19 protein-coding genes and 2 pseudogenes are annotated in these 23,664 nt (G+C 72.4%); 6 read left to right on the forward strand and 15 right to left on the reverse strand.

The features are described 5' to 3' along the window. Positions 1-148: 148 nt before the first annotated feature. Positions 149-343, reverse strand: coding sequence for a hypothetical protein (locus ACIQCJ_RS26620; protein ID WP_355346115.1), 195 nt, complete (start codon positions 341-343; stop codon positions 149-151). 203 nt (positions 344-546) lie between these two features. Between ACIQCJ_RS26620 and ACIQCJ_RS26625 the strand changes: the two genes are divergently transcribed. Next, a complete protein-coding gene (locus tag ACIQCJ_RS26625) occupies positions 547-1,029 on the forward strand; it encodes a TM2 domain-containing protein (protein ID WP_355346118.1) in 483 nt (160 codons plus the stop codon). Further along, positions 1,022-1,471, forward strand: a complete 450-nt coding sequence (locus tag ACIQCJ_RS26630; RefSeq protein WP_391041513.1) for a DUF2752 domain-containing protein — start codon at positions 1,022-1,024, stop codon at positions 1,469-1,471. The genes ACIQCJ_RS26625 and ACIQCJ_RS26630 overlap by 8 nt, the downstream gene beginning before the upstream one ends. Before the next feature lie 110 nt (positions 1,472-1,581). Here ACIQCJ_RS26630 and ACIQCJ_RS26635 read toward each other — a convergent pair whose 3' ends face one another. From ACIQCJ_RS26635 to bldG, 5 genes are all read right to left on the reverse strand, one after another. Further along, complete coding sequence (locus ACIQCJ_RS26635; protein ID WP_402712750.1) at positions 1,582-3,126, reverse strand: methyltransferase; 1,545 nt, start codon at positions 3,124-3,126, stop codon at positions 1,582-1,584. Positions 3,127-3,322: 196 nt separating this feature from the next. Continuing rightward, complete coding sequence (locus ACIQCJ_RS26640; RefSeq protein ID WP_355346124.1) at positions 3,323-3,898, reverse strand: small secreted protein; 576 nt, start codon at positions 3,896-3,898, stop codon at positions 3,323-3,325. A 212-nt stretch (positions 3,899-4,110) separates the two neighbouring features. Then, positions 4,111-6,498, reverse strand: a complete 2,388-nt coding sequence (locus tag ACIQCJ_RS26645; protein ID WP_402712751.1) for a sodium-translocating pyrophosphatase — start codon at positions 6,496-6,498, stop codon at positions 4,111-4,113. Between the two features lie 318 nt (positions 6,499-6,816). Then, a complete protein-coding gene (locus tag ACIQCJ_RS26650) occupies positions 6,817-7,230 on the reverse strand; it encodes an ATP-binding protein (RefSeq protein ID WP_355346130.1) in 414 nt (137 codons plus the stop codon). Between the two features lie 79 nt (positions 7,231-7,309). After that, positions 7,310-7,651, reverse strand: a complete 342-nt coding sequence (gene bldG / locus ACIQCJ_RS26655; RefSeq protein WP_031520166.1) for an anti-sigma factor antagonist BldG — start codon at positions 7,649-7,651, stop codon at positions 7,310-7,312. Positions 7,652-7,811: 160 nt separating this feature from the next. Here bldG and ACIQCJ_RS26660 point away from each other — a divergent pair, with 160 nt between their 5' ends. Continuing rightward, the gene (locus ACIQCJ_RS26660; RefSeq protein ID WP_402712752.1) at positions 7,812-10,394 is read left to right on the forward strand and encodes a DEAD/DEAH box helicase; all 2,583 of its coding nucleotides are present in this window, start codon (positions 7,812-7,814) and stop codon (positions 10,392-10,394) included. A gap of 72 nt (positions 10,395-10,466) precedes the next feature. Here the strand turns inward: ACIQCJ_RS26660 and ACIQCJ_RS26665 are convergent. The 7 genes and pseudogenes from ACIQCJ_RS26665 to ssd all read right to left on the reverse strand — a co-directional run. After that, positions 10,467-10,718: pseudogene (locus ACIQCJ_RS26665) on the reverse strand (Rv3654c family TadE-like protein); the annotation flags it as partial. Next, positions 10,715-11,086, reverse strand: a complete 372-nt coding sequence (locus tag ACIQCJ_RS26670) for a TadE family type IV pilus minor pilin (protein WP_391158210.1) — start codon at positions 11,084-11,086, stop codon at positions 10,715-10,717. The pseudogene ACIQCJ_RS26665 and the gene ACIQCJ_RS26670, both read right to left, overlap by 4 nt. Then, positions 11,073-11,456 (reverse strand): DUF4244 domain-containing protein, encoded by a 384-nt coding sequence (locus tag ACIQCJ_RS26675; RefSeq protein WP_402712753.1) that lies wholly within the window; start codon positions 11,454-11,456, stop codon positions 11,073-11,075. Before ACIQCJ_RS26675 ends, ACIQCJ_RS26670 begins: the two co-directional genes overlap by 14 nt. 163 nt (positions 11,457-11,619) lie before the next feature. Beyond that, a complete protein-coding gene (locus ACIQCJ_RS26680) occupies positions 11,620-12,423 on the reverse strand; it encodes a type II secretion system F family protein (protein ID WP_402712754.1) in 804 nt (267 codons plus the stop codon). A 188-nt stretch (positions 12,424-12,611) separates the two neighbouring features. After that, a pseudogene (locus ACIQCJ_RS26685) lies at positions 12,612-13,640 on the reverse strand (type II secretion system F family protein); the annotation flags it as partial. Between the two features lie 277 nt (positions 13,641-13,917). Further along, the gene (locus ACIQCJ_RS26690; RefSeq protein ID WP_402712755.1) at positions 13,918-15,072 is read right to left on the reverse strand and encodes a TadA family conjugal transfer-associated ATPase; all 1,155 of its coding nucleotides are present in this window, start codon (positions 15,070-15,072) and stop codon (positions 13,918-13,920) included. Next, complete coding sequence (ssd, locus tag ACIQCJ_RS26695; RefSeq protein WP_402712756.1) at positions 15,069-16,178, reverse strand: septum site-determining protein Ssd; 1,110 nt, start codon at positions 16,176-16,178, stop codon at positions 15,069-15,071. Before ssd ends, ACIQCJ_RS26690 begins: the two co-directional genes overlap by 4 nt. A gap of 438 nt (positions 16,179-16,616) precedes the next feature. On the opposite strand from ssd, the gene ACIQCJ_RS26700 reads away from it, so the two are divergent. Next, positions 16,617-17,462, forward strand: a complete 846-nt coding sequence (locus tag ACIQCJ_RS26700; protein WP_355346325.1) for an HAD family hydrolase — start codon at positions 16,617-16,619, stop codon at positions 17,460-17,462. A 327-nt stretch (positions 17,463-17,789) separates the two neighbouring features. Here the strand turns inward: ACIQCJ_RS26700 and ACIQCJ_RS26705 are convergent, their stop codons facing one another. After that, positions 17,790-18,647, reverse strand: a complete 858-nt coding sequence (locus tag ACIQCJ_RS26705) for an oxidoreductase (protein WP_402712757.1) — start codon at positions 18,645-18,647, stop codon at positions 17,790-17,792. 106 nt (positions 18,648-18,753) lie between these two features. On the opposite strand from ACIQCJ_RS26705, the gene ACIQCJ_RS26710 reads away from it, so the two are divergent. After that, the gene (locus ACIQCJ_RS26710) at positions 18,754-19,821 is read left to right on the forward strand and encodes an ATP-binding protein (RefSeq protein WP_402712758.1); all 1,068 of its coding nucleotides are present in this window, start codon (positions 18,754-18,756) and stop codon (positions 19,819-19,821) included. Here ACIQCJ_RS26710 and ACIQCJ_RS26715 read toward each other — a convergent pair. Continuing rightward, complete coding sequence (locus ACIQCJ_RS26715) at positions 19,802-21,118, reverse strand: hypothetical protein (protein WP_402712759.1); 1,317 nt, start codon at positions 21,116-21,118, stop codon at positions 19,802-19,804. The genes ACIQCJ_RS26710 and ACIQCJ_RS26715 overlap by 20 nt on opposite strands. Before the next feature lie 242 nt (positions 21,119-21,360). On the opposite strand from ACIQCJ_RS26715, the gene ACIQCJ_RS26720 reads away from it, so the two are divergent. Beyond that, a complete protein-coding gene (locus ACIQCJ_RS26720) occupies positions 21,361-23,589 on the forward strand; it encodes a bifunctional SulP family inorganic anion transporter/carbonic anhydrase (RefSeq protein WP_402712760.1) in 2,229 nt (742 codons plus the stop codon). The last annotated feature ends 75 nt before the right edge of the window (positions 23,590-23,664 follow it).

A 23,664-nucleotide genomic window follows, 5' to 3' on the forward strand; every position in this document is an offset into this window, starting at 1 on the left:
CGCCACTGGAACGGTAACCCGACAACCGGTCTGTCTGCCGCATGGACGGCCGCTCCGGTCGGTTTCCCGGAGGGGCGCGGGGGCGCGTTCCCGGGGGCGCGTGCGTGATTTCACGCACGTCAGGAGGGTCGGGGAAGGGCGGTGGCGGTCAGACCTGTGTGAGACACCAGACGCCGGTGAGGAGCGCGACCGCGCCGAAGAAAATGGACATGACAGTTGCGGCGGTGGATCCCGCGGCCGTCACGGGCTGCCGGGCGCGCAGCCGGGCGGCCGTCCAGAGCAGGAGCGCGGCCCCGAAGACGGCGAAGACCGTTCCGGCGAAGAGTGCGGGCACCCGCTCCATGCGTCCCCTCGTCCCGTCTCGTCCTGTCCAGGTGTGTGCTCCCGGACGCTGCCACGCCAGGGCGTCCGGCACGCGAACCACGGGTGAACACAGGTCTCCGCTCCCAGGGGGTGGGACGCGGCGGGGGCCGTCCTGCAAAGATGTCCGGCAACGACCGGTACACAACAAGACGTTCAACGACGTTCAGCACAGGGGGACGGGGCATGTCCGACCAGAATCCGTACGGCCAGAATCCGTACGGTGACAAGCCGCAGGGCGACAATCCGTACGGGGAGCAGCAGCCCGGGGGCCAGCCCGGATACGGATACCCGCAGCAGCCCGGGGGCCAGGCTCCCGGTTACGGCTACCCGCCCCAGGGCGGCGGCCAGGCACCCGGTTACGGCTACCCGCCGCAAGGCGGCGGGTACGCGCCGCCCGGTGCCGCGTACGCCGCGGACCCGTCCGCGCCGTACGGCTACGACCCCTACGGGCGGCCGTACTCGGACAAGTCCAAGGTGGTCGCGGGAGTGCTTCAGCTCTTCCTCGGCAGCTTCGGCGTGGGCCGTTTCTACACCGGGCACACCGGCATGGCGCTGGGGCAGCTCTTCACGTGCGGCGGCTGCGGCATCTGGGCGCTGATCGACGGCATCATGCTGCTGGCCGGGGACAACCCGACCGACGCGCAGGGCCGGGTGCTGCGTGGCTGACGGAGTCCGTCGGCCACAGGTCGGCGCTCCCCCGGTCTCCCCGGGGGCGCGCCGCCCGTCGGCGGTTCTCGGCCACCCGGCCACCGCTCCCCTGGCGACGCTCGCCGCCGGGGTGGCGGGCGCCGTCTATCTCTACGGCACCGACCCGCACCAGCCGGGCCACTGGCTGCCGCGCTGCCCGTTCAACTGGGCGACCGGGCTGCTCTGCCCGGCCTGCGGCGGTACGCGCATGGTGTACGACCTGATGCACGGCGACGTGGGGCGCGCTTTCCACGACAACGCCGTCCTGCTGCTGGCCGCGCCCCTGGCGCTGTGGCTGTGCGGGCGCTGGATGGTCGAGGGGCTGCGCGGCCGTCGCCGGCGGCTGGTGGTGAGCCCGCGGGTGTCACTGGCCGTGCTGTGCGTGGCTGTGACGTGGACGGTTGTCCGCAACGTGTTCTGACGCGTCGTCCACTCCACCGCGCGTCGGTCCGCCGGGCCCCTTCTCCGAGGCGTCCCCGGGCCGCTCGCCAGGCCGCTCCCCGCGTCACTCCACCGCGTCACTCCGCCGCGTCACTCCACCGGGTCGAGGAACCCCTGTTCCACCAGCAGCCGGATCGACTCCGGCGTGCGGTCGCGCAGCACCACCGGGTCCTCGCCGAGCAGCTGCGCGATGGCGTCCACGATCCGCCCCGCGGTCAGCGTCCCGTCGCAGACGCCCGCGAAGCCCGCGCCCACCGTGTCGACCTTCGTCGCGCGCCGCATACCGCGGGCCGCGCGCAGCACCACGTGCTCCGGGTCCTCGGCGCCCGGCAGCCCCACCTGTTCCTGCACCACCCCGTCGCCGAGCGCGAAACGGGAGCTGAGCAGCGCCGCGTCGTCATGGGTGCGCAGGAAGTCCTGGCGGTCGAACCACCCGGCGATGTGCGGGCCGAGCGGCTGCTCCACGGGGTGCGGCCACTCCTCCGCGGTGATGACGGGCTGGTCCGCGCCCGACTTGCGCAGCGTGATCCAGCCGAAGCCGACGCCGTTCACCTTGCGCTGCTCGAACTCGTCGAGCCACGCGTCGTAGCGGGCGGCGTACGTGGCCGGATCCGTACGGTGGTCGCCGCCGTCGCGCAGCCACAGCTCGGCGTACTGCGTGACGTCCTGGACCTCGCGCTGCACGATCCAGGCGTCGCAGCCGCGCGGGATCCACGAGACCAGGCGCTCGCGCCAGTCCTGGCCCTCGGTGTGCTGCCAGTTGGCGAGGAGCTGGCAGTAGCCGCCGTCGTTGAGATGGTCTGCCGACTGCTGCACCAGGGTGCGGCACAGGTCGTCGCCCGCCATACCGCCGTCCCGGTAGGTGAAGCGCCCGCTCGGGGAGATCACGAAGGGCGGGTTGGACACGATCAGGTCGAAGCGCTCGTCGCGGACCGGCTCGAAGAGGCTGCCCTCGCGCAGGTCGGGTTCGCGGGCGCCGGACAGCGCGAGGGTGAGCCGTGCGAAGTGCAGGGCGCGCGGATTGACGTCGGTCGCCGTGACGCGGGTGGCGTGCCGGGAGGCGTGCAGCGCCTGGATGCCGGAGCCGGTGCCGAGGTCCAGGGCGCTGCCGACCGGCTCGCGCACGGTCAGCCCGGCCAGCGTCGTGGAGGCGCCGCCGACGCCGAGCACCAGGTCGGCCCGGTCGACGCCGGGCGTGCTCTCCCCGTCGGTCCCGGTACCGGTGCCGATACCGCCCGCGCCGCCGACCGCGCAGCCGAGGTCGGAGACGATCCACCAGTCCGCGCCCTCCTCACCGGCGTACGGGCGTACGTCCACGGTGGCGCGTACGTCGTCGCCGTCGCGCGCCAGCCAGCCGCCGGCCGCGTAGTCGTCGATCCGGGGCAGGGCGGCGCGGGCCCGCGCGTAGGACACGGGCCGTTGCAGGAGGAAGAGCCTGACCAGGGTCTCCAGGGGGCTGCCGCCACGGGTGGCGCGCAGGGCGGGGACGGTCTCGGCCCGGGAGAGGGCCGCGTAGGCGGCTGCTCCGAGGAGGTCGAGACAGCCGTCCGCGGTGAAGGCTGCGGCGCGCAGGTCGTCGCGCAGGGACGGGGCGTTCCGGGCGGCGGGGAGGAGGGGCGTACTCACACCGGCCATTGTCGCGGAATCGCCGCGGCCCGGCGCCCCTTGTGCGGGGCGGCGGGCCGTGGCGTATCGGACAGCGGGGGTGCTAAGGGGGTGCTACGGGGGCGCGGTCGTGGGCGCGGGGCCTTCGTGGGCGCGGTCCGGTGGCCACGGGCCGGGGGCCCGAGGCCGGGGCCTCAGGGGGCCGGGGCCTGAGGGGGCCGGGGGCCTACGACGCCGACGGTGAGGCCGAGGAGGAGCCGGACGCCTGCTTGCAGCCGGGCTGCTTGGCCATGGCCTTGCCGACATCGCCCTGGCGGAGCGAGTCGAGGGCCTGCTCGCCGTTCTGGCTGACCTTGCCCAGCGAGTTGGAGACGCCCTTGAGGCCGTCCGCGAACTTCGCCTGGTCGCTGGTGTCGAGCCCGTCGACCTGCTTCTTGAGCGTCCCGTACTGGGTGGACAGGCCGTTGAGGTCGTTCACCGCGTCCTGCTGGATCTTCGCACCGTCCTTGACCGGCGGGGCGCCGGCCTTGCTGACGATGTCGGCGAGCGACTTGTACGCCTCGGAGATCGACTGGAAGGCGGCGGAGTCGGCGGACTTGACGTCCTGGGGCTTGCCGTTGCTGTTCACCTGGGTGATCGCCGTGTTGGCGTCGTTGATCTTCTTGGTCTGGGCCGCGGCCTGGTCGCAGACGCCCTTCGCCCAGTTGTCCAGCTTCTTGTTGGAGTCGTCGCTGCACCCCGACAGCGCGAGCAGCATGACCGCACCGGAGAGCGCGGCCAGGAGCTTCTTGTTCACCTTCACCGGATGGGTCCCTTCCGTGGCCTTACGGCCCCGGAACATACACGGCTGACGGGTGGTCACCGTGAATCCGTGAGGTGATTCGTCCGACATTCAAGCCATTCGCACTAAGGTGCGGTGGGCGACCGCACACGTACCGGATCACGTACGGTCGCCCACCGGGCCCTCGGCGGACCGGAACCCTTGACGGGCCCGGCCCTTGACGGTGCGTCGGATCAGGCCACTGCGGCCGTGTCCGGGGTGCGGGTCCCGGTGTCCCCGCCGTCGCCGTCCTCGTCGCCCTCCATCGCGATGCCGCGCCGCTTGGAGATGTAGACCGCGATGACGATGACGGCGATCGAGACCACCGCGACGGTGACGCGTACGCCGAGATTCGCGTCCACGCCGTAGCTGAACTTGACCACTGCGGGGGCGATCAGCAGCGCCACCAGGTTCATCACCTTCAGCAGCGGGTTGATGGCCGGGCCCGCGGTGTCCTTGAACGGGTCGCCGACCGTGTCGCCGATGACGGTCGCGGCGTGGGCCTCGCTGCCCTTGCCGCCGTAGTGGCCGTCCTCGACGAGTTTCTTGGCGTTGTCCCAGGCGCCGCCGGAGTTGGCCAGGAACACCGCCATCAGCGTGCCCGCGCCGATCGCGCCCGCCAGGTACGAGGCGAGCGAGCCGACGCCGAAGGTGAAGCCGACCGCCACGGGCGCGAGGACGGCGAGCAGGCCGGGGGTGGCCAGTTCGCGCAGCGCGTCCTTGGTGCAGATGTCGACCACCCGTCCGTACTCGGGCAGTTCGGTGCCGTCCATGATCCCCGGGTGTTCGCGGAACTGCCTGCGCACCTCGTAGACCACCGAACCCGCGGACCGGGAGACGGCGTTGATGGCGAGGCCGGAGAAGAGGAAGACGACGGCCGCGCCGAGCAGCAGCCCGACCAGGTTGTTGGGCTGGGAGATGTCCAGGGACAGCCAGCGGGCGTCGGAGGCCGCTGGATGGGCCTTGGCGACGGCGGTGTCGATGGCCTCCTTGAACGAGCCGAACAGGGCGGTGGCGGCCAGTACCGCGGTGGCGATGGCGATGCCCTTGGTGATGGCCTTGGTGGTGTTGCCGACGGCGTCGAGGTCGGTGAGCACCTGGGCGCCCTCGCCGTGCACGTCGCCGGACATCTCGGCGATGCCCTGCGCGTTGTCGGAGACGGGTCCGAAGGTGTCCATGGCGACGATGACGCCGACGGTGGTCAGCAGGCCGGTGCCCGCCAGCGCGACCGCGAACAGCGCGAGCCAGACGGAGGTCCCGCCGAGCAGGAAGGCGCCGTAGACGGACAGGCCGATCAGCACCGCCGAGTAGACCGCGGACTCCAGTCCGAGTGAGATCCCGGACAGGATGACGGTGGCGGGGCCGGTCAGCGAGGTCTTGCCGATGTCGCGGACCGGGCGCCTGGTGGTCTCGGTGAAGTAGCCGGTGAGCTGCTGGATCACCGCGGCCAGCACGATGCCGATGGCGACGGCGACCATCGCCAGGGTGCGCGGGTCGCCTGCGTGGCCGGAGATGTCGCTGTCGACGCCCTTGAGGTCGGCGTAGGAGGACGGCAGGTAGGTGTAGACGGCGATGGCGACGCCGATCAGGGAGATGACCGCGGAGATGAAGAAGCCGCGGTTGATGGCCGTCATGCCGCTGCGGTCGCTGCGGCGGGGGGAGACCGCGAAGATGCCGACCATGGCGGTGAGGACGCCGATCGCCGGGATGAGCAGCGGGAAGGCGAGGCCGGAGTCGCCGAAGGTCACCTTGCCGAGGATCAGCGCGGCGACCAGGGTGACGGCGTACGACTCGAAGAGATCGGCCGCCATGCCCGCGCAGTCGCCGACGTTGTCACCGACGTTGTCGGCGATGGTCGCGGCGTTGCGCGGGTCGTCCTCGGGGATGCCCTTCTCGACCTTGCCGACCAGGTCGGCGCCGACGTCGGCCGCCTTGGTGAAGATGCCGCCGCCGACGCGCATGAACATCGCCAGCAGCGCCGCGCCGAATCCGAATCCTTCGAGCACCTTGGGCGCGTCGGCCTTGTAGATCAGGACGACGGCGGACGCGCCGAGCAGGCCGAGGCCCACGGTGAACATGCCGACGACGCCGCCGGTCCTGAACGCGATCCGCATCGCCCGGTGCGACACGTCGGTCAGGTCGGCCGGGGGTTCGCCGGGTGCCGGTGTCGCCGATCTGGCCGCGGCGGCGACCCGCACATTGCTGCGGACCGCCAGCCACATTCCGACATATCCGGTGACCGCGGAGAACACGGCGCCCACGAGAAAGAAGATCGACCGGCCGATCCGCTGCGAAGTGGTGTCCGAGGGCAGCAGCATGAGCAGGAAGAACGCCACCACGGCGAAAATTCCCAGAGTACGGAACTGCCGTGCGAGGTAGGCGTTGGCGCCTTCCTGCACGGCAGCCGCGATTTTCTTCATGCTGTCGGTGCCCTCGTCCGCTGCGAGCACTTGACGTACCAACACCGCGGCGAGCGCGAGTGCGCCCAGTGCGACGACGGCGATGATCCATACGAGGAGACGATTTCCGTCGGTCAGTACCGGTGTCGCGGCAAGCGTGTGAGGGGTAAGTGGCCCCGCCATTCGTCCTCCTTGACGTTTGGCGCATGGGCGTGCGGCTTCACGGCTCGACAAGCCGCAACGCTCAGGCGAGCTGAGCAAGATGGACGGATTGTAGGGAGCCGCAGCACTTCAAAACAGGGTGCCGCGTCGAAAAAGGATATTCGTGAACGCGGCGTTCGCCTGTGAACAGGAGTGAGTGTCGCCTGTGATCAGGCGAGAAAGATGATCTGAGGGGCGGCCGGGGGCCGCGTCGCGCTCAGAACGGTGTGCCGGTCTGGGGCCGGGCCGCCGGTCGAGAGAGCCGCCGGTCCACGGTCGGACGGGCGGGACGGGCTACGGTCAGACGGGCGGGACGATCGGCCAGCTCATGCGGATCACACCGCCGGTGGCGGTCTCGGTGACCTCGACGTCGTCGACCAGGCCACTGATCACGGCGAGGCCCATCTCGCCCTCGTCGCTCAGCTCGTCACCCGCGGCGTCGGACGCGGAGCCCGAGGCGTTGCCCGGGACCTCGTCGGCGACCTCGATGGAGAACTTCTTCTCCTCCTCGGTCAGCATCACCCGGACCGGTTCTTCCACACCGTTGCCACGGTGCAGACCCACCGCGCGGCTGCACGCCTCGCCCACCGCGAGCCGTACTTCGTCCAGAACCGCCTCGTCCACCCCCGCCCGGCGCGCCACCGCCGCCGCTACGAGCCGTGCTGTTCGCACATGCTCCGGCTGGGCGCTGAAGAGCAGTTCTACGGTGGGCATGGCCTCCCCTTCGGTCCTTTGGGTGGGCATCACGGGGGCCCGGACGGTGATCCCGTCCGGTACCCCTCGACGGCGATCGTCAGTCGGTCGCCGCGACAGCCTCGTCGACCGAGGTGTGAATCGGGAACACCTTGGTCAGACCGGTGATACGGAAAATCTTCAGGATGCGCTCCTGGTTGCACACCAGTCGCAGCGATCCTTCATGAGCACGCACCCGCTTCAGCCCGCCGACGAGCACACCCAGGCCGGTGGAGTCGAGGAAGTCCACTCCCTCCATGTCCACGACCAGGTGGTAACTCCCGTCGTTCACAAGCTCCACAAGCTGTTCCCGCAGCTTGGGCGCGGTGTACACATCAATCTCGCCGCCGACTTCGACGATCGTACGATCGCCGACGGTTCGGGTCGACAGGGACAGGTCCACGGATCCTCCAGCACCTTGCATCGACGCGGCGCCCCCCTGGGGCCCCCACCAGAAGGTAGGGGACGGATCGACGGCCGCGATGGCATTCAATCACTTCGCAGCGGGCGAGCACGACGCCTTACTGCGATTGTCCGTCACGCCGGTGACACACTGAGTGCCGATGGCCCAGGATCATCTTCCGCAGTCGGCGCACGGCCGCCCGTCCCCCCGAACCGCTTTGGAGCGGCTCGCCAGGGGGGCAGACCGAGCCGCGCGCATCACCCATACGGAGCACCTGCCCCCGCGGGTCGGCCGCCATGCCTCCTGGCCCGACACGATCAGAAGCGAGGTCGTGGACGCGATCCGCGCGGCCGGGATCGACCGTCCCTGGGAGCACCAGGCGCTGGCCGCGGGCCACGCGGCGCGCGGCGAGTCGGTGGTGGTGGCCACCGGAACCGCCTCCGGGAAGTCGCTGGCGTATCTGGCACCGGTGCTCAGCGCCCTGCTGGACGGCTCCGAGGCGCCGAACGGCCGGGGCGCCACCGCGCTCTACCTGTCCCCCACCAAGGCCCTGGCCGCCGACCAGCGCCGCGCCGTCACCCGCCTCGCCGCGCCCCTGGGCACCGCGATCCGCCCCGCGGTCTACGACGGCGACACCCCCGTCGAGGAACGCGAGTGGGTCCGGCAGTACGCCACCTACGTGCTCACCAACCCCGACATGCTGCACCGCGGCATCCTGCCCGGCCACGCCCGCTGGGCCTCCTTCCTGCGTCAACTGCGCTATGTGGTGATCGACGAGTGCCACACCTACCGCGGTGTCTTCGGCTCGCACGTCGCCCAGGTGCTGCGCCGCCTGCGCCGGGTCTGCGCGCGGTACGGGGCCGAGCCGGTGTTCGTGCTCGCCTCCGCGACGGCCGCGGACCCGGCGCGGGCCGCCTCCCGGCTCACCGGGGTGCCGGTGGCCGAAGTGACCGAGGACACGTCGCCGCGCGGCGGCCTGGCCTTCGCGCTGTGGGAGCCGCCGCTGACCGAGCTGTCCGGCGAGCACGGCGCTCCCGTGCGCCGCACCGCGACCGCCGAGACCGCGGAACTCCTCACCGACCTGGTCGTCCAGGGCGTGCGCAGCGTGGCCTTCGTCCGCTCCCGGCGCGGCGCGGAACTGGTCGCCCTGATCGCCCAGGAACGCCTGGCCGAGATCGACCCCTCGCTTCCCGGGCGGGTCGCCGCCTACCGCGGCGGCTACCTCGCCGACGAGCGCCGGGCCCTGGAACGCGACCTGCACTCCGGCCGCCTGCTCGGCCTCGCCTCCACCTCCGCCCTCGAACTGGGCGTGGACATCTCCGGCCTCGACGCGGTCCTGCTGGCCGGCTACCCGGGCACGCGGGCCTCGCTGTGGCAGCAGGCGGGCCGCGCCGGACGGACCGGGCAGGGCGCGCTGGCGATCATGGTCGGCCGGGACGACCCGCTGGACACGTATCTCGTCCACCACCCCGAGGCGATCTTCGAGCAGCCCGTCGAGAGCACCGTCCTGGACCCGGACAATCCCTACGTGCTGGCCCCGCACCTGTGCGCCGCCGCGGCCGAGCTGCCGCTCACCGACGACGACCTCGTCCTGTTCGGCCCCGAGGCGGCGTCGCTGATGCCGCAGCTGGAGAAGCGCGGGCTGCTGCGCCGGCGCGCCTCCGGCTGGTACTGGACCCGCCGGGAGCGGGCCGCGGACCTCACCGACATCCGCGGCGAGGGCGGCAGTCCCGTGCAGGTCGTGGAGACGGCGACCGGACGGCTGCTGGGCACGGTGGACGCCTCCTCGGCGCACACCGCCGTCCACGACGGCGCCGTCCACCTCCACCAGGGCCGCACCTACCTGGTCAAGCGGCTCGACCTGGAGGACGGCGTGGCGCTGGTCGAGCCCGCCGACCCGTCCTACTCCACGATGGCCCGCGACACCACCGACATCCGGGTGCTCAGCGGCGACCTGGAGGAGCCGTGGGGCGAGGCGCGGATCCACTTCGGCTCCGTCGAGGTGACCCACCAGGTGGTGTCCTTCCTGCGCCGCAAGCTGATCACCGGTGAGATCCTCGGCGAGACCAAGCTCGACCTGCCTCCGCGCACCCTGCGCACCCGGGCCGTGTGGTGGACCGTCACGGACGCGCAGCTGGACGCCGCCCGGATCCACCCCGAGGAGCTGCCCGGCGCCCTGCACGCCGCCGAGCACGCCGCGATCGGTCTCCTCCCGCTCTTCGCGACCTGCGACCGATGGGACATCGGCGGGGTCTCCATACCCCTGCACGCCGACACCGGCCTGCCCACCGTCTTCGTCTACGACGGCCACCCCGGCGGCGCGGGCTTCGCCGAACGCGCCTTCCACACCGCCCGCACCTGGCTCACCGCCACCCGCGAGGCCATCGCCTCCTGCGAGTGCGAATTCGGCTGCCCCTCCTGCGTCCAGTCCCCCAAGTGCGGCAACGGCAACGACCCCCTGGACAAGGCCGCCGCCGTCCGCCTCCTGGACTGCCTGCTGACGGCGGGCGCCGCCGAGGCCGCTGACGGCGCCGGGGCCGGTCCTGAGGCAGGGGACAGGGCCGGGTCCTGGGCCGGGGCCGATCCCGGGGCCGCGCCTGAGGCGGGGGACGGCGCCGGGGCCGGGGCCGGTCATGAGGTCGGTCATGAGGCAGGGGCCGGGCCCTGGGCCGAGACCGGTCCTGAGGCCGCGCCCGGTGCCGCCGACGGTGGCCGGGCCGGGGTCGGGACCGGGGTCGAGTGACGGTCCCGCGCGGGACCGCACACGGGCGCCGTCGACCTCCGCGGTGACGTCGGAGATCTCACCCGCCACCACGCAGCTCACCAGCCGGGCGCCCTGCGCCGCCGCCACCTCGGCCGCCAGCCCGCAGGCCCGCGTACGGCCCTCCAGCGCGTGGTCGGCCGCGGCGAGCGCCGCCAGATCTGCGGCGCCGCCCGCCCGGTGCCTGGCGATGACCGCCTCGTCCATGAAGAGCACGGCGGCGAAGACCGCGCCCAGCACGGCGATCAGTCCCAGTGACCACACGGTGGCGGAGCCCCGGTCCCCGCGGGGCGCGGGGGCCTTCACGGTTGCCCACCCCCGCCCACGGCGTCCTCGGCGAGCGCGACGGCCTCGGCCCGCAAGGTGACGGGGAAGCGCGGCGCCGGGACGGTGACCCGGACCCGGATCAGGTCGCCCGACCGCTCCACGCCGACCCGCGCTCCGGACGGCGCGGCCTCCCGCGCCACCCGCAGCACCTCGCCCGGCGCCTCGGAGCGCGCCGCGGCACGCGCCCCCGCCCGCGCCGCGTCCACGCACCGCACCTGCGCCGCAGCCGCCATCAGGCCCCAGATCAGGGCGGCGGTGAGCGCCACCAGCATCGGGATCACCATGGCGGCCTCCGCCGTCACATACCCCTGGTCGCGCGGCGGGCGGCCCCGCTCAGAACGGCACATGGAGTGCCTTCACGATCACGCCGGTCAACGCCGAGCGCACCGGCCCGCTCGTCACGATCTTGTAGAGCACCGCCGCGAACCCGCACGCCGCGATCGTCCCCACCGCGTACTCGGCCGTGCTCATCCCCGCCTCCGCCGCCGTACGGCTCATGTCCCTGTACCGCGCCGCCCTCCGCCGCATCCGGGCGACCCACCGCCGCCGCTCGGCCCGCGCCAGACGAACCGCGCGCGGCACCGGCGGCACCCGGAGCGCGGGCGGAGCCGAGGCCCTCGCGCCGGGCGGGTTCTTCGAGTTGATCGAGTTGATCGAGTTCGCCAGGGCCGGCTGGGCCGTCCGGGCGAGGTGCTGGTCCATCGTCTGATGCGTCATCGGGATCTCCTGGTGTCGTGGATGTGCGTGTGGGTGTGCGTGTGGACATGGCTGTTCGAGTCGTTCGCTTCGGGTGGTGCGTCGGGCACGGGCGATCCGGGGCGGCGTGTCAGCCCGTGCGGTCCGGGGCGGGGTGTCAGCCCGTGCGGTCCGGGGCGGGGCGTCAGCCCGTGCGGCCGAGGACGGTGCCCGCCAGGCCCATCACCACGGGGGCGACGCCGACCAGCAGGAAGGCCGGGAGGAAGCAGACCCCCAGGGGCGCGGTGGCGTGCACCGCGGCCCGCCGGGCCCTGGCGAGCGCCGAACGGGCGTACGCGGCCCGGTAGTCCGCGGCCAGCCGGGACATCTCCGCGACCGGTGCGCTGCCCGTCGTGGAGGCGCGGGCCAGGCAGCGCCCCATCTCGCGGGCGGTGGGCAGCCGTCCGAACCGCTGCCAGCACTCCGCCGGGTCGCCGCCCAGCCGCAGCTCGGCCCTGACCCGTATCAGCGCGGTCCCGAGTGGCCCGGCCAACGACCGGCCCACGGCGCCCGCCGCTTCTCCGGGTGACGCCCCGGCGGCGAGGCAGGCGGCCATCAGGTCCGCGCAGAGCGGGAGTTCCGACGGATCGGGCTCCTCGTCCGCCTCGGAGCTCTCTGTGGCGTTCTGCCGCCCCCGGAGTGATCTCCTGACCCCGAGGGCCGTGAGGACCCCCACCAGGCCGCCCAGCACCCCGCTGATCAACGTCGCGGCCCCCAGCCCGGCCGCGACCGGCGGACCCCAGTCGCGCAGCGGTCCCCTGAGCCGCCGCAGCGCCCGCCGAGGGGACCTCCGCGGCCGCCCGGTCCCCAGCGCCACGCGCAGCCGTCGCGTCGCCGCTTTCTCCCTCCGCGCCTCGGCCAGCGCCCCGCCGACGGCGGCCACCGCAGCCGCCACCAACGCGAGCACCACGAGGGCTGTCCCCAGGCTGTGGACACTCCCGGCGGTCACGGCCGCCCCCGGTCCCGCGACCCCGCCGGGGTCGCCGCCTTTCCCCGGCCGACCGTCGCGGTCTCAAGCACCGCGCCACCGGCCGCTGGAGAGCCGCCCCCCGAGGAACCGTCCTTCACGGAAACGGCGGCCGTCGAAGCGCCCTTCGCAGGACCGGGGGGCCGAGTTCTGGCCGCCGTCGGTCCGCCCTCCGCCGCGCGGATGATCCGCGCCGTCCACGCGAGCCCCGCCCATTCCAGGCAGCCGCCCGCGACCAGGCAGAGCAGTCCCGCCGGGGTGTGCAGCAGCACTCTTGAGGGGTCGGCGCCCAGGCCCGCGCCGAGCACGACGCCGAACAGCGGCAGCAGCGCGAGCAGCACCGACGTGGACCTCGGACCCGCCAACTGGGCGCGCAGGTCGTCGCGTTGATCGGCGTCCGCCCGCAGCGCCGCGGCGACCCGGTCGAGCGCGGCGGCCAATCCGGCACCGCCGTCCACCGCGACCTGCCAGCAGGCGGCGACCGCGGCGAGCCCGTGCGTCCCCGCGCCGAGCCGGGACGCCTCCCGCAGCGCGTGCGGCACGTCGCCGCCGAATCTGGCCGCCGACAGCACCATTCGTGCCGCGTCGGCGAGGTCGGGCGAGGCGGGCCAGCCCGCCGACTCGACCGCGTCGGTCAGCGCCGAGTGCGGTGGCCGTCCGGCCCTGAGGTCTCCGGCCACGGTGCCGCACAGCGCGCTCACCGCGACCGCCCGGCGCTCGGCCGCCGCCCGCTCGCCCCGCCGTCGCAACGCCCGCCCCACCAGCGGCACCGCCACGGCGCCCGCGACCACCGGCAGTACCGATCCCGTCAGCAGCCCCAGCCCACCGCCCACCGGCAGGCACACCGCCTCGGGCCCGACCCGGCCGCGCCGACCGGCGAACCGTGCGGCGAACCGCAGCGGCTCCCACGCCCGGCGACGGCCCGCCGTCCGTCCGTCGCGCCACCGCGCAAGCCGGATCGCCCACTCGCCGCGAGCCGTCTCCCGTGCCTTCCTCAGCCGTGCCAGCGGATTCGCCCGCTGCTCGCCGGTGACCGGCCCCCGCTCGCCCTCCCCCACCTCTTCAGGTCCTGGTCCGATGAGCAGATCGCGCGCCCGGCGGCGGGGATCGGAGGTGCGCCAGCGCGTCACGAGGAGGGCCAGGGCAGCGCAGAGGGCAGCGGCCCACCCGACCGAGGGCTGAAAGGTCGCCGCGCTCATGACGCACCTGCCCGGCGATGTCCGATCCCCGGCTCACGGCCCGGACCGCAGCACCAACGAACCCCCGGGACCGCCAGGACACCTCGTCGGGCGGCAGCCCGCATGACCGAGGGTGGACAGACCGGGGCGCTCATGACGCACCCGCCCAGCGATGCGCGACCCGCAGCTCGCAGCCCAGGCCAGGGGGATTCGAGGCGCGCCAGCGAAGCCCCGCGAGCAACAGAACCGGCACACCGGGCGGCAGCCCGCACGACATCAGGTTGAGAAAGCAGGGCGCTCATGACGCACCCGCCGAGCACAGTGCCGCCAACCGGTCCCAGCCGGGGCCGCGTTCGTGGTGGCCGCGGGCGTCGCGGAGCAGGGCGGGCACGGTGGCGACCAGACCGTCGGAGCCCCGTTTGAGTACGTGGATCTCGGCGAGGCGGCGCAGGCCGGAGCTGTCGCGGACGAGGTGGATGACGACGGCGAGTGCGGCGGCCAACTGGCTGTGCAGGGCGGCCCGGTCGAGGCCCGCGGTGGAGCCGAGGGCTTCGAGGCGGGCCGGGACGTCGGCGGCGGCGTTGGCGTGGACGGTGCCGCAGCCGCCTTCGTGGCCGGTGTTCAGCGCGCTCAGCAGGTCGGTGACCTCGGCGCCGCGGACCTCGCCGACCACGAGCCGGTCGGGGCGCATGCGCAGCGCCTGGCGGACGAGGTCCCGCAGGGTGACGTGTCCCGCGCCCTCCTGGTTGGCGGGGCGGGTCTCCAGGCGGACGACGTGCGGGTGGTCGGGGCGCAACTCGGCGGAGTCCTCGGCCAGGACGATGCGGGCCGCGGGGTCGACGAGGCCGAGCAGGCAGCTCAGGAGTGTGGTCTTGCCCGACCCGGTGCCGCCGCTGATCATGAACGACAGCCGGGCGTCGAGGACCGCGCGCAGCAGCCGGGCGGTCTCGGTGTCGAGCGTCCCGGCCGCGACGAGTTCGGCGAGGGTGAAGGCGCGGGCCCGCACCACGCGCAGCGACAGGCACGGCGAGCCGACCACGACCGGCGGCAGGACGGCGTGCAGCCGGGTGCCGTCGGGCAGTCGGGCGTCGACCCACGGGTGGGCGTCGTCCAGGCGGCGGCCGACGGTGGTCGCGAGGCGCTGGGCGAGCCTGCGCACGGCGGTGGTGTCGGTGAAGCGGACGGCGGCGCGTTCGAGACCGCTGCCGCGGTCGATCCAGACCTGGCCGGGTGCGTTGACGAGGATGTCGGTGACGGCGGGGTCGGCGAGCAGTGGCTCCAGCGGGCCCGCGCCGACGAGTTCGGAACGCAGTGCCGCGACCACGTCGAGGACTTCGCTGTCGCCGAGCAGGCGTCCGCGGGCGCGCAGCGCCGCGGCCACGCGTGCCGGGGTGGGTTCACCGCCGTGTTCCGCGAGGTGCAGCCGTACGGCGTCGAGGAGTTCGGCGTTCATACCGTCACGCTCCCGCCACTGGGCTGGGCCTGGGCGAGGAAGGCGGCGCAGAAGCGGGCGAGCGGGCCGCGGCTCGCGGAGCCCGGTGGTCCGCTGCCGGACAGGGCGTCCGACAAGCCTGGTTCCGGAGGGAGTTGGCCCGCCAGCGGCAGGCCGACGAGACGGGCGATCTCGTCGTCGGCGAGGCCGGAGGCGAAGGGGCCGCGGGCGACGACGCGCAGGTCCTTGAGGACCATGCCGACCGCCGCGGCGACGCGGGTGGCTGCGGCGACCGCCCGCAACTCTGCGGGTACGACGAGGAGTCCGACGTCGATCTGCGCGAGGGTCTCGGCGACCGCGTCGTCCACGCGCCGTGGCAGGTCGACCACGACGACTCCGCCGCGGCGGCGGGCCGCGCCGAGCACGGACCGCATGGCCTGGGACGGGATGAGCACGGAGTCGCCGCGGTCCCAGCTCAGGACGCTCAACGCGTCGAGCCTGGGCAGGGATTCCTCCAGTGCCCCGCTGTTGACGCGGCCCCGTGAGTCGGCGAGGTCGGGCCAGCGCAGGCCGCCGACGCGCTCGGCACCGAGCAGGATGTCGAGGCCGCCGCCGAGCGGATCGCCGTCGATGAGCATGGTGCGCCTGCCCGTACCGGCCGCGGTGACGGCCAGCGCGCAGGCCAACGTGCTGGCGCCCGCGCCGCCCCGGCCGCCCACCACCCCTACGGTCAGGGCGGGTTCGCTCACGCCTTCGGCGATGTCGGCGATGCGGTCGACCAGCCAGCTCTCGGCGTCAGGCAGGAAGAGGACATGGTCGGCGCCGATCGCGACGGCTCTGCGCCACACGTCGTGGTCGTGCAGATCACGCCCGACGACCAGAACTCCCTTGCGGCGGACGGTGTCCTGGACCCGCGAGGTGGCCTCGGCGCCGACCAGGACGAGGGGCGCTGTGTCCCAACTCGTCGCGCGCGGGGGCGCGGTGAAGACCACCTCCGGTTCCGTACCGGCCGCGGCGCACAGCCGCAGCAGGTCGTCGAGGAGCGTTTCGTCCTCAGTGACAATCAGCGGCCCGGCCGGGCCTTCGATGGCGGTCGGCCGCTGGTCGGGTGTCGTCGATCCCGTCATTTCCTGTCCCCCCTCGCTTCTGACGCGAGCACCGGTGTGCTCGCCTGCGATCAGGTTGGGGCAGACAGGAGAATTGAGATGATCTTGGTCGGAATCTGTGGACAACTCAGCGATTGTGGATAACTCCACCACTCTCACGGGTGAGTTCGCCGACGCCTGGCAACGATTACGGACCGTCACACGTCGTACACATCACAGCCGTGCCGCACGCGAGGGGGAACGACATGAGGATGCGAGTGGAAGGACGTCGCGAGAACCGGGAAAAGGCATCCGGACATGCGACGACCCCCGCCGGGGGGGAGAGCGGGGGTCGTCCCCACGGTCCGACTCGGGGGGGGAGGAGCCAGACCGGGTTAGCACGGTCGCGAACGATCCGTGACTTCCATGGTGTACCCGAAGCCCTTCTCAGGCAAACCCACACGCCCGAGCTTACGCCGAATGGTGGTTGCCTATGCTCGTCACGTGGAAAACCACCTGCCACCGCGCACCGCGGCGTTCTTCGATCTCGACAAGACCGTGATCGCCAAGTCCAGCACGCTCGCCTTCGGGCGCTCCTTCTACCAGGGCGGTCTCATCAACAGACGTGCGGTATTGCGTACCGCATATGCCCAGTTCGTGTACTTGGTCGGGGGCGCGGATCACGACCAGATGGAAGGTATGCGCAAATACCTCTCCGAGCTGTGCCGGGGCTGGAATGTCCAGCAGGTGCGGGAGATCGTGGCGGAGACGCTGCATGACCTGATCGACCCGATCATCTACGACGAGGCGGCCTCGCTGATCGAGGAGCACCACGCCGCGGGCCGCGACGTGGTGATCGTCAGCGCCTCCGGCTCCGAGGTGGTCCAGCCGATCGGCGCGATGCTGGGTGCCGACCATGTCGTAGCCACACGGATGGTCGTGGAGGACGGCGCGTACAACGGGGAGATCGAGCACTACGTCTACGGTCCCGCAAAAGCGGACGCCATCGCCGAGCTGGCGAAGTCGGAGGGCTACGACCTGGAGCGGTCCTTCGCGTACAGCGATTCGGTGACCGACATCCCGATGCTGGAGTCGGTCGGTCATCCGTACGCGGTCAATCCCGACCGGGCGCTGCGCAAGGAGGCCGTCTCACGTGACTGGCCAGTGCTGACTTTCAGCCGTCCCGTGCGGCTGAGACAGCGGATTCCGTCGCTGTCGATGCCGCCCCGGCCGGTGCTCGCGGCGGCGGCCGTGGGGGCGGCGGCTGCGACGGCCGGGCTGGTGTGGCTGGCGTCCCGGCGCCGTCGGCCCGCCCTTATGTCCTGATTGATCCCAAAAGTAAAGAAGTCGGGCGAGGGGTTCCCCTGCGCCTCCCACGGCGGTACAAAGGACGTAGCGGCCCGCGAGACCACGGAGTTCCGAGAGGAAGACCGCAGTTCACAGCACCAGGCCCCACGGACCGAGCATGGAAGTCAGGCACCCACGCGGAGCCGACCCGCTTATCGGGCCAGCCGCACCAGGTGACGGGCGAAGATCCCGGCCTGATCGGCAATTACCGTGCACGCACTGGTAACTTGACGGACATGGCAGCGGCGGCACCTCACGGTGCCGCCGCATCTCTTTTCAGCCACCACACATCCGGCGGTCGACCGCTCAGGCGGCGCCCCGCTGAAGCGCTTCGCACACCGCGACACTTTCGCGGACCCCGAGTTCCAGTGCCCGCCCGCAATGGCTGATCCACTGGACCATGCCTTCCGGAGTACCGGACGCGTATCCCTCCAGCGCCTTGAGATAACCGGCCCGGCCCAACTCCGCGTGACCGACCTCGGCCGGACAGATCGACTTCGGGTCGAGACCGCTGCCGACCAGCACGATCCGCTCGGCGGCCCGCGCGACCGGCCCGTTGAAGGACCCGAAGGGCCGCAGGCACAGCAATTCGCCGTGCACGACCGCGCCGACGACCAGCGCGGGCGCTTCGGTGCCCGCCCGCAGCAGGCCGGTCAGACCGTCCAGCCGGGCGGCGACCTCGGCGGGGTCGGGCAGCGGGATCTCGGCGATCTCGACCAGCGGCTCGTCCACCGGCTCCCCCGCCCGCCGCGGGCGGCCCACCGTCGGCTCGTCCGCCACTCCGCCCGCCGCCACCAGGTGCAGCCGGGCGAGCGCCTGCACGGGCGACTGCCGCCAGACACTGAGCAGTTGACCGGCCTCGGCGGTCAGCCGCAGCGCCGCGCCGACCGTGCGCGCCTGCTCGTCGGCCGAGAAGTCGCTGCGCCTGCGCACCTCCTCCAGCGGCCAGTCGGCGCCGGCCAGCGCCGCGGACCCGCGGGCACCGCGCAGCGCCGCCTCCGATGTGACCTCGGTGGAGCGGCGCCGCATCACCCGGTGCCCGTAGACCTTGTCCACCGCCTGCCGTACGGCGTCCACCGATTCGGGTACGCCCGGCAGCGCGCCGAGGACAGCCATCGGGTCCGTCCGACCGGCGGCGGGAGCGGGATCAGCGTTCGTAGCCATGGTTCCGACCCTAGCCACCCCCCAACCCGCGGAACGACCCCGAAAGAGTGGCCTTCCCCACTCCAAACGCTCACGATCCGTATCCGTGCCACTACTCTTGGCGAACATGAAGATCGCTTTCGTCGGGAAGGGCGGCAGCGGCAAGACCACGCTGTCCTCCCTCTTCATCCGCCATCTCGCCGCCTCCCGCGTACCGGTCGTCGCGATCGACGCGGACATCAACCAGCACCTCGGCCCGGCGCTCGGGCTGGCGGAGGACGACGCCGCCGCGCTGCCCGCGCTCGGCGCGCACCTGCCGGAGATCAAGGAATACCTGCGCGGTGCCAACCCCCGGATCGCCTCCGCCGAGACCATGATCAAGACCACCCCGCCCGGCCACGGATCCCGGCTGCTGCGGCTGGTCGAGGACAACCCCGTCTACGCGGCCTGCGCGCGCACCGTGCACCTGGACCGAGGCCACGGAGACGACAGGGACACAGAGAGCGCGGGGAACACCGGGGGCGACACCGCGCGGCTGATGGTCACCGGCCCCTTCAACGAGTCCGACCTCGGCGTCGCCTGCTACCACTCCAAGGTCGGCGCGGTCGAACTCTGCCTGAACCACCTGGTGGACGGCCGCGACGAATACCTGGTCGTGGACATGACGGCGGGCAGCGACTCCTTCGCCTCCGGGATGTTCACCCGCTTCGACATGACGTTCCTGGTCGCCGAGCCGACCCGCAAGGGTGTGGCCGTCTACCGCCAGTACAAGGAGTACGCCCGCGACTTCGGCGTCGATCTCGCGGTCGTCGGCAACAAGGTGCGGGACGCGGACGACCTGGCCTTCCTGCGCGCCGAGGTCGGCGACGACCTGCTGGTCACCGTCGGGCACTCGGACTGGGTGCGCGCGATGGAGAAGGGCAGGCCGCCGCGGTTCGCGCGGCTGGAGGAGGACAACCGCCGCGCGCTGCGCACGCTGCACGAACGGGCGGACGCCACGTATGAGCGCAGGGACTGGGCGCGCTACACCCAGCAGATGGTGCACTTCCACCTCAAGAACGCGGAGAGCTGGGGAAACGCGAAGACGGGCGCCGACCTGGCGGCGCAGGTCGACCCCGACTTCGTACTCGGCGAACGGGAACAGGACGAGCAGTTGCCCCGCCCCGCTGCGGCCGCTAGCGCACAGCCGGCCTGATCCGCTCGGGACCGCCCGCCGTCGCGGCGGCGGGCGCTCCGCCCATGAAGGTGTTCCAGCCGTCCTTGGGCGCCTGGCCCACGTCCAGCGTCCGCAGCCGCGCGAGCACCGCAGGGTCCTGCGCGTCCATCCAGTCCGCCACCTGCTTGAAGCTGACGCAGCGCACGCCTTCCTTGCCGCAGACCTCCTTGACGGTGTCCTCGACGGCCTTCATGTAGACGCCGCCGTTCCAGGACTCGAAGTGGTCGCCGATGAAGAGCGGGGCGCGGTTGCCGTTGTAGGCGCGCTCGAAGGCGGCGGCCAGTCCGTCGTGCATCTGCTTGCCCCAGGCGGCCTGCTTGGCGGGGTCGCCGTGCACGGTGCCCGACTGGTTGGCGAGGAAGTTGTAGTCCATGGAGAGCGTCTCGAAGGCGCGACCCGGCACCGGGATGTCCTGGAGCGGGAAGTCCCAGACGCCGTCGATCTTGGAGGGCCAGGTCTGCCGGCCGCCGATCGAGCTGGCGTCGTAGCGGAAGCCCGCGGCCTTGGCGGCCGGGATGAGATTGTGCTGGCCCTCCAGGCACGGGGCGCGCCCGCCGACCAGTTCCTTGCTGTAGTCGAAAGGCAACGGGTCGAGCTTGGTGAGGCCGGAGTTGGTCTTCCAGTTCTTCACGAAGCCCTCGGCCTGCTGGATCTCGCTGGACCACTCGTCGCTCGACCAGGTGCCGACGCCGCCGTTGGGACCGCAGAAGTGGCCGTTGAAGTGGGTGCCGATCTCGCTGCCGTTCTGCCAGGCGAGGCGCAGTTCGCGCAGGGTGTCGGTGATGCCCTGGCGGTCGTTGAAGCCGATGTCGGAGGCGCCGCGCGGGTGCTTGGGCGGGGCGTAGACGTCCTTGTGGTCGCCGGGCAGCAGGTAGACGCCGCTGAGGAAGTACGTCATCGCCGCGTTGTAGCGCTCGCCGACCTCGCGGAAGTGCGAGAAGAGCTTCTGGCTGTCCTCGCCCGCGCCGTCCCAGGAGAACACGACGAGCTGCGGCGGTCGCTCCCCCGGCTTCAGGCGCGTGAAGACCGGCTGATGGGGCTGCGGGCCGGTGTCGGCGGTCGAGCCGTCGCCGATGAGCCGGACGGCGTGGGGCGCCGCGGCTTCGGGGCGGGTGCCCGCGTTGCCGGGCTCGGCGCGGCCGACGGCCGGGGCGGCGCCGGGGCCGGACCCGGCGGCTGATCCGGAGCCCGAGTCGCTGGCGGCGGAGCACGCGACCGCGCCCGCGGCCAGCGCGGCTACGGCGAGTAGCGCCGGTGCCTTGCGCAGGGAGTGCATTCGTACCTCACATCACAGAAAAAGGGATTTGCCCAAAAAGTGACATGCTGCCTTGTCGTGACCGCAACGACCTGGCCGTTTATCTGCCAATTCACTCGATAGCAGTAAATAAAGCCCCGATCAGACCTCTGGACTTCACTCTCCGCAGTCAGTCGATTACTCTCCATTTACTGACGCTTGAGAGTAGCGAGCGATAACGCTCCGCAATCACGTCCCGCCGCCCACCGAAGGAGACGGGAATTATGCAGAGAATCCACCGGTCCGATCTGTCCGCTTCGATCACGGTCTTCCTGATCGCCGTCCCGCTGTCGCTCGGCCTCGCGCTGGCGACCGGGGCGCCTCTCCAGTCCGGCCTCGTCGCCGCGGTCGTCGGCGGCATCGTCGCCGGGCTGCTCGGCGGGGCGCCCCTCCAGGTCAGCGGCGCCGCGACCAGCCTGGTCGTGGTCACCGCCGATCTCGTCCACCGCTACGGATGGCGCAGCACCTGCGCCATCACGGTGCTCGCCGGGCTCGCGCAGCTCGTGCTCGGCATGGCGCGGGTGGCCAGATCCGCGCTCGCGGTCAGTCCCGCGATCGTCCACGGCATGCTCGCGGGCATCGGTACGGTCATCGCCCTCGGCCAGCTCCATGTGGTCCTCGGCGGCAGCCCGCAGAGCTCCGCCCTCGACAACATCACCGCGCTGCCCGGCCAGTTGGCGGTCACCAACCCGGCCACACCCGCCATCGGCGCGATCACCGTCGCCGTACTGCTCGGTTGGCGGCGGCTGCGAGGCAGGGCGGGACGGCTGCTCGGCGCGATCCCCGCGCCGCTGGCCGCGGTCATCCTGGCCACCGCCGTGAGCGCGGGACTGTCACTGCCGCGGGTGAATCTGCCCGCGTGGAGCGCGCCCGTGCTACCCACCCTGCCCACGGGGCCGGTCCTCGGAGTGGTCGCCGCCGTGCTCACCGTCACCCTGGTCGCGAGCATGGAGTCGCTGCTGTCCGCGGTCGCCATCGACACCCTCCAGGGCCGGCGTCCGGGACCGCACGCCCCGCCGGCCAAGCTCGACCGCGAACTGCTCGGCCAGGGCGCGGCCAACATGGTGTCGGGCCTGCTCGGCGGCCTGCCGGTGGCCGGCGGCGCGATCCGCGGCTCGGCCAATGTCGAAGCGGGCGCCGTGACGCGCCGCGCCACCGTGATGCACGGCGTGTGGGTGCTGCTCTGCGCCGGGCTCGCCTCCTGGGCGCTGGAGCTGATCCCGCTGGCCGCGCTCGCCGCCCTGGTGATGCTGGTCGGCGTCCGCATGGTGAGCTTCGCGCACATCAGACACGTCCAGCGGCACCGCGAATTCCCGGTGTACGCGGCCACGCTCGGCTCCGTGGTGCTGTTCGGTGTGCTCCAGGGCGTGATCGTGGGGATCGTGGTCGCGCTGTGCCTGTCGCTGCGCCGCCTGACGCACACGCGGATCACCGTCACCGAGGAGCCGGAGTGCCACCGGGTGCGGGTCACCGGCCAGTTGACGTTCCTGGCGGTGCCCCGGCTGACCCGGGCCTTCGCCCAGGTCCCCGACGGGGCCGACGCGGTGGTGGAGCTGGACGGCTCCTTCATGGACCACGCGGCCTACGAGGCGCTGAACGCCTGGTGCGCCAGGCACCGTTCGCGCGGCGGACACGCGACGCTCGGCGACGCGGTCGGACGGACCGTCAGCGAACCGGTGAGCGCGCACGCCTGCCGCCCCTGGACGCCGTGGCGCAACCACCACTGCACCCGCTCCGGCACCGTGCCCGCCACCAGCGGCGGTCAACTACTCGGCGGCGTCAGCGCCTTCCAGCGCAACACCGCGCCGCTGGTCCGCGAGGAGCTGGCGCGGCTGGCCCGCGAAGGACAGCGGCCCGGCCAGCTCTTCCTCACCTGCGCGGACTCCCGGCTGGTCACCAGCATGATCACCTCAAGCGGTCCCGGTGACCTCTTCACGGTGCGCAATGTGGGCAATCTGATGCCGCCGCCCGGCTCCGACGCCTCCTGCGATTCGGTGGCCGCCGCCGTCGAGTACGCGGTGGACGTGCTCCAGGTCTCCAGCATCACGGTGTGCGGACACTCCGGCTGCGGCGCGATGCAGGCACTGCTGGGCTCCGACCACGAGCCGGGCGCGCAGACCCCGCTGGCCCGGTGGCTGCGGCACGGCCGCCCCAGCCTGGCGCGGCTCAACCGGATCGGCAGACTCGGCCGCGGCGAGGTGGCGCTGGCGGACCGGCCGGTCGCCGACGACCTCGAAAGGCTGAGCCTGGTCAATGTGATGCAGCAGCTCGAACACCTGATGGCGCACCCCTGCGTGGCGCGTCGGGTCAGCGAGGGCACGCTCCAACTGCACGGCATGTACTTCCATGTCGCGGAGGCGCAGGCGTACATCCTGGACGGTTCGACGAGTGTGTTCGCGGCGGTGGGGCCCGACGCCGCACCGGACACCGCCCGGGAGGCCGCAAAGGTCTAAACCATTTTTCGGGTAGCTATTGTCAGGGTGGCCCAGGACTGGTGAGGTAGTGCTGGGACATGTGGGACACCCTGA

Origin of the sequence: Streptomyces sp. NPDC093221 (assembly GCF_044753885.1) — a bacterium.
In the GTDB taxonomy this organism is placed as follows: domain Bacteria; phylum Actinomycetota; class Actinomycetes; order Streptomycetales; family Streptomycetaceae; genus Actinacidiphila.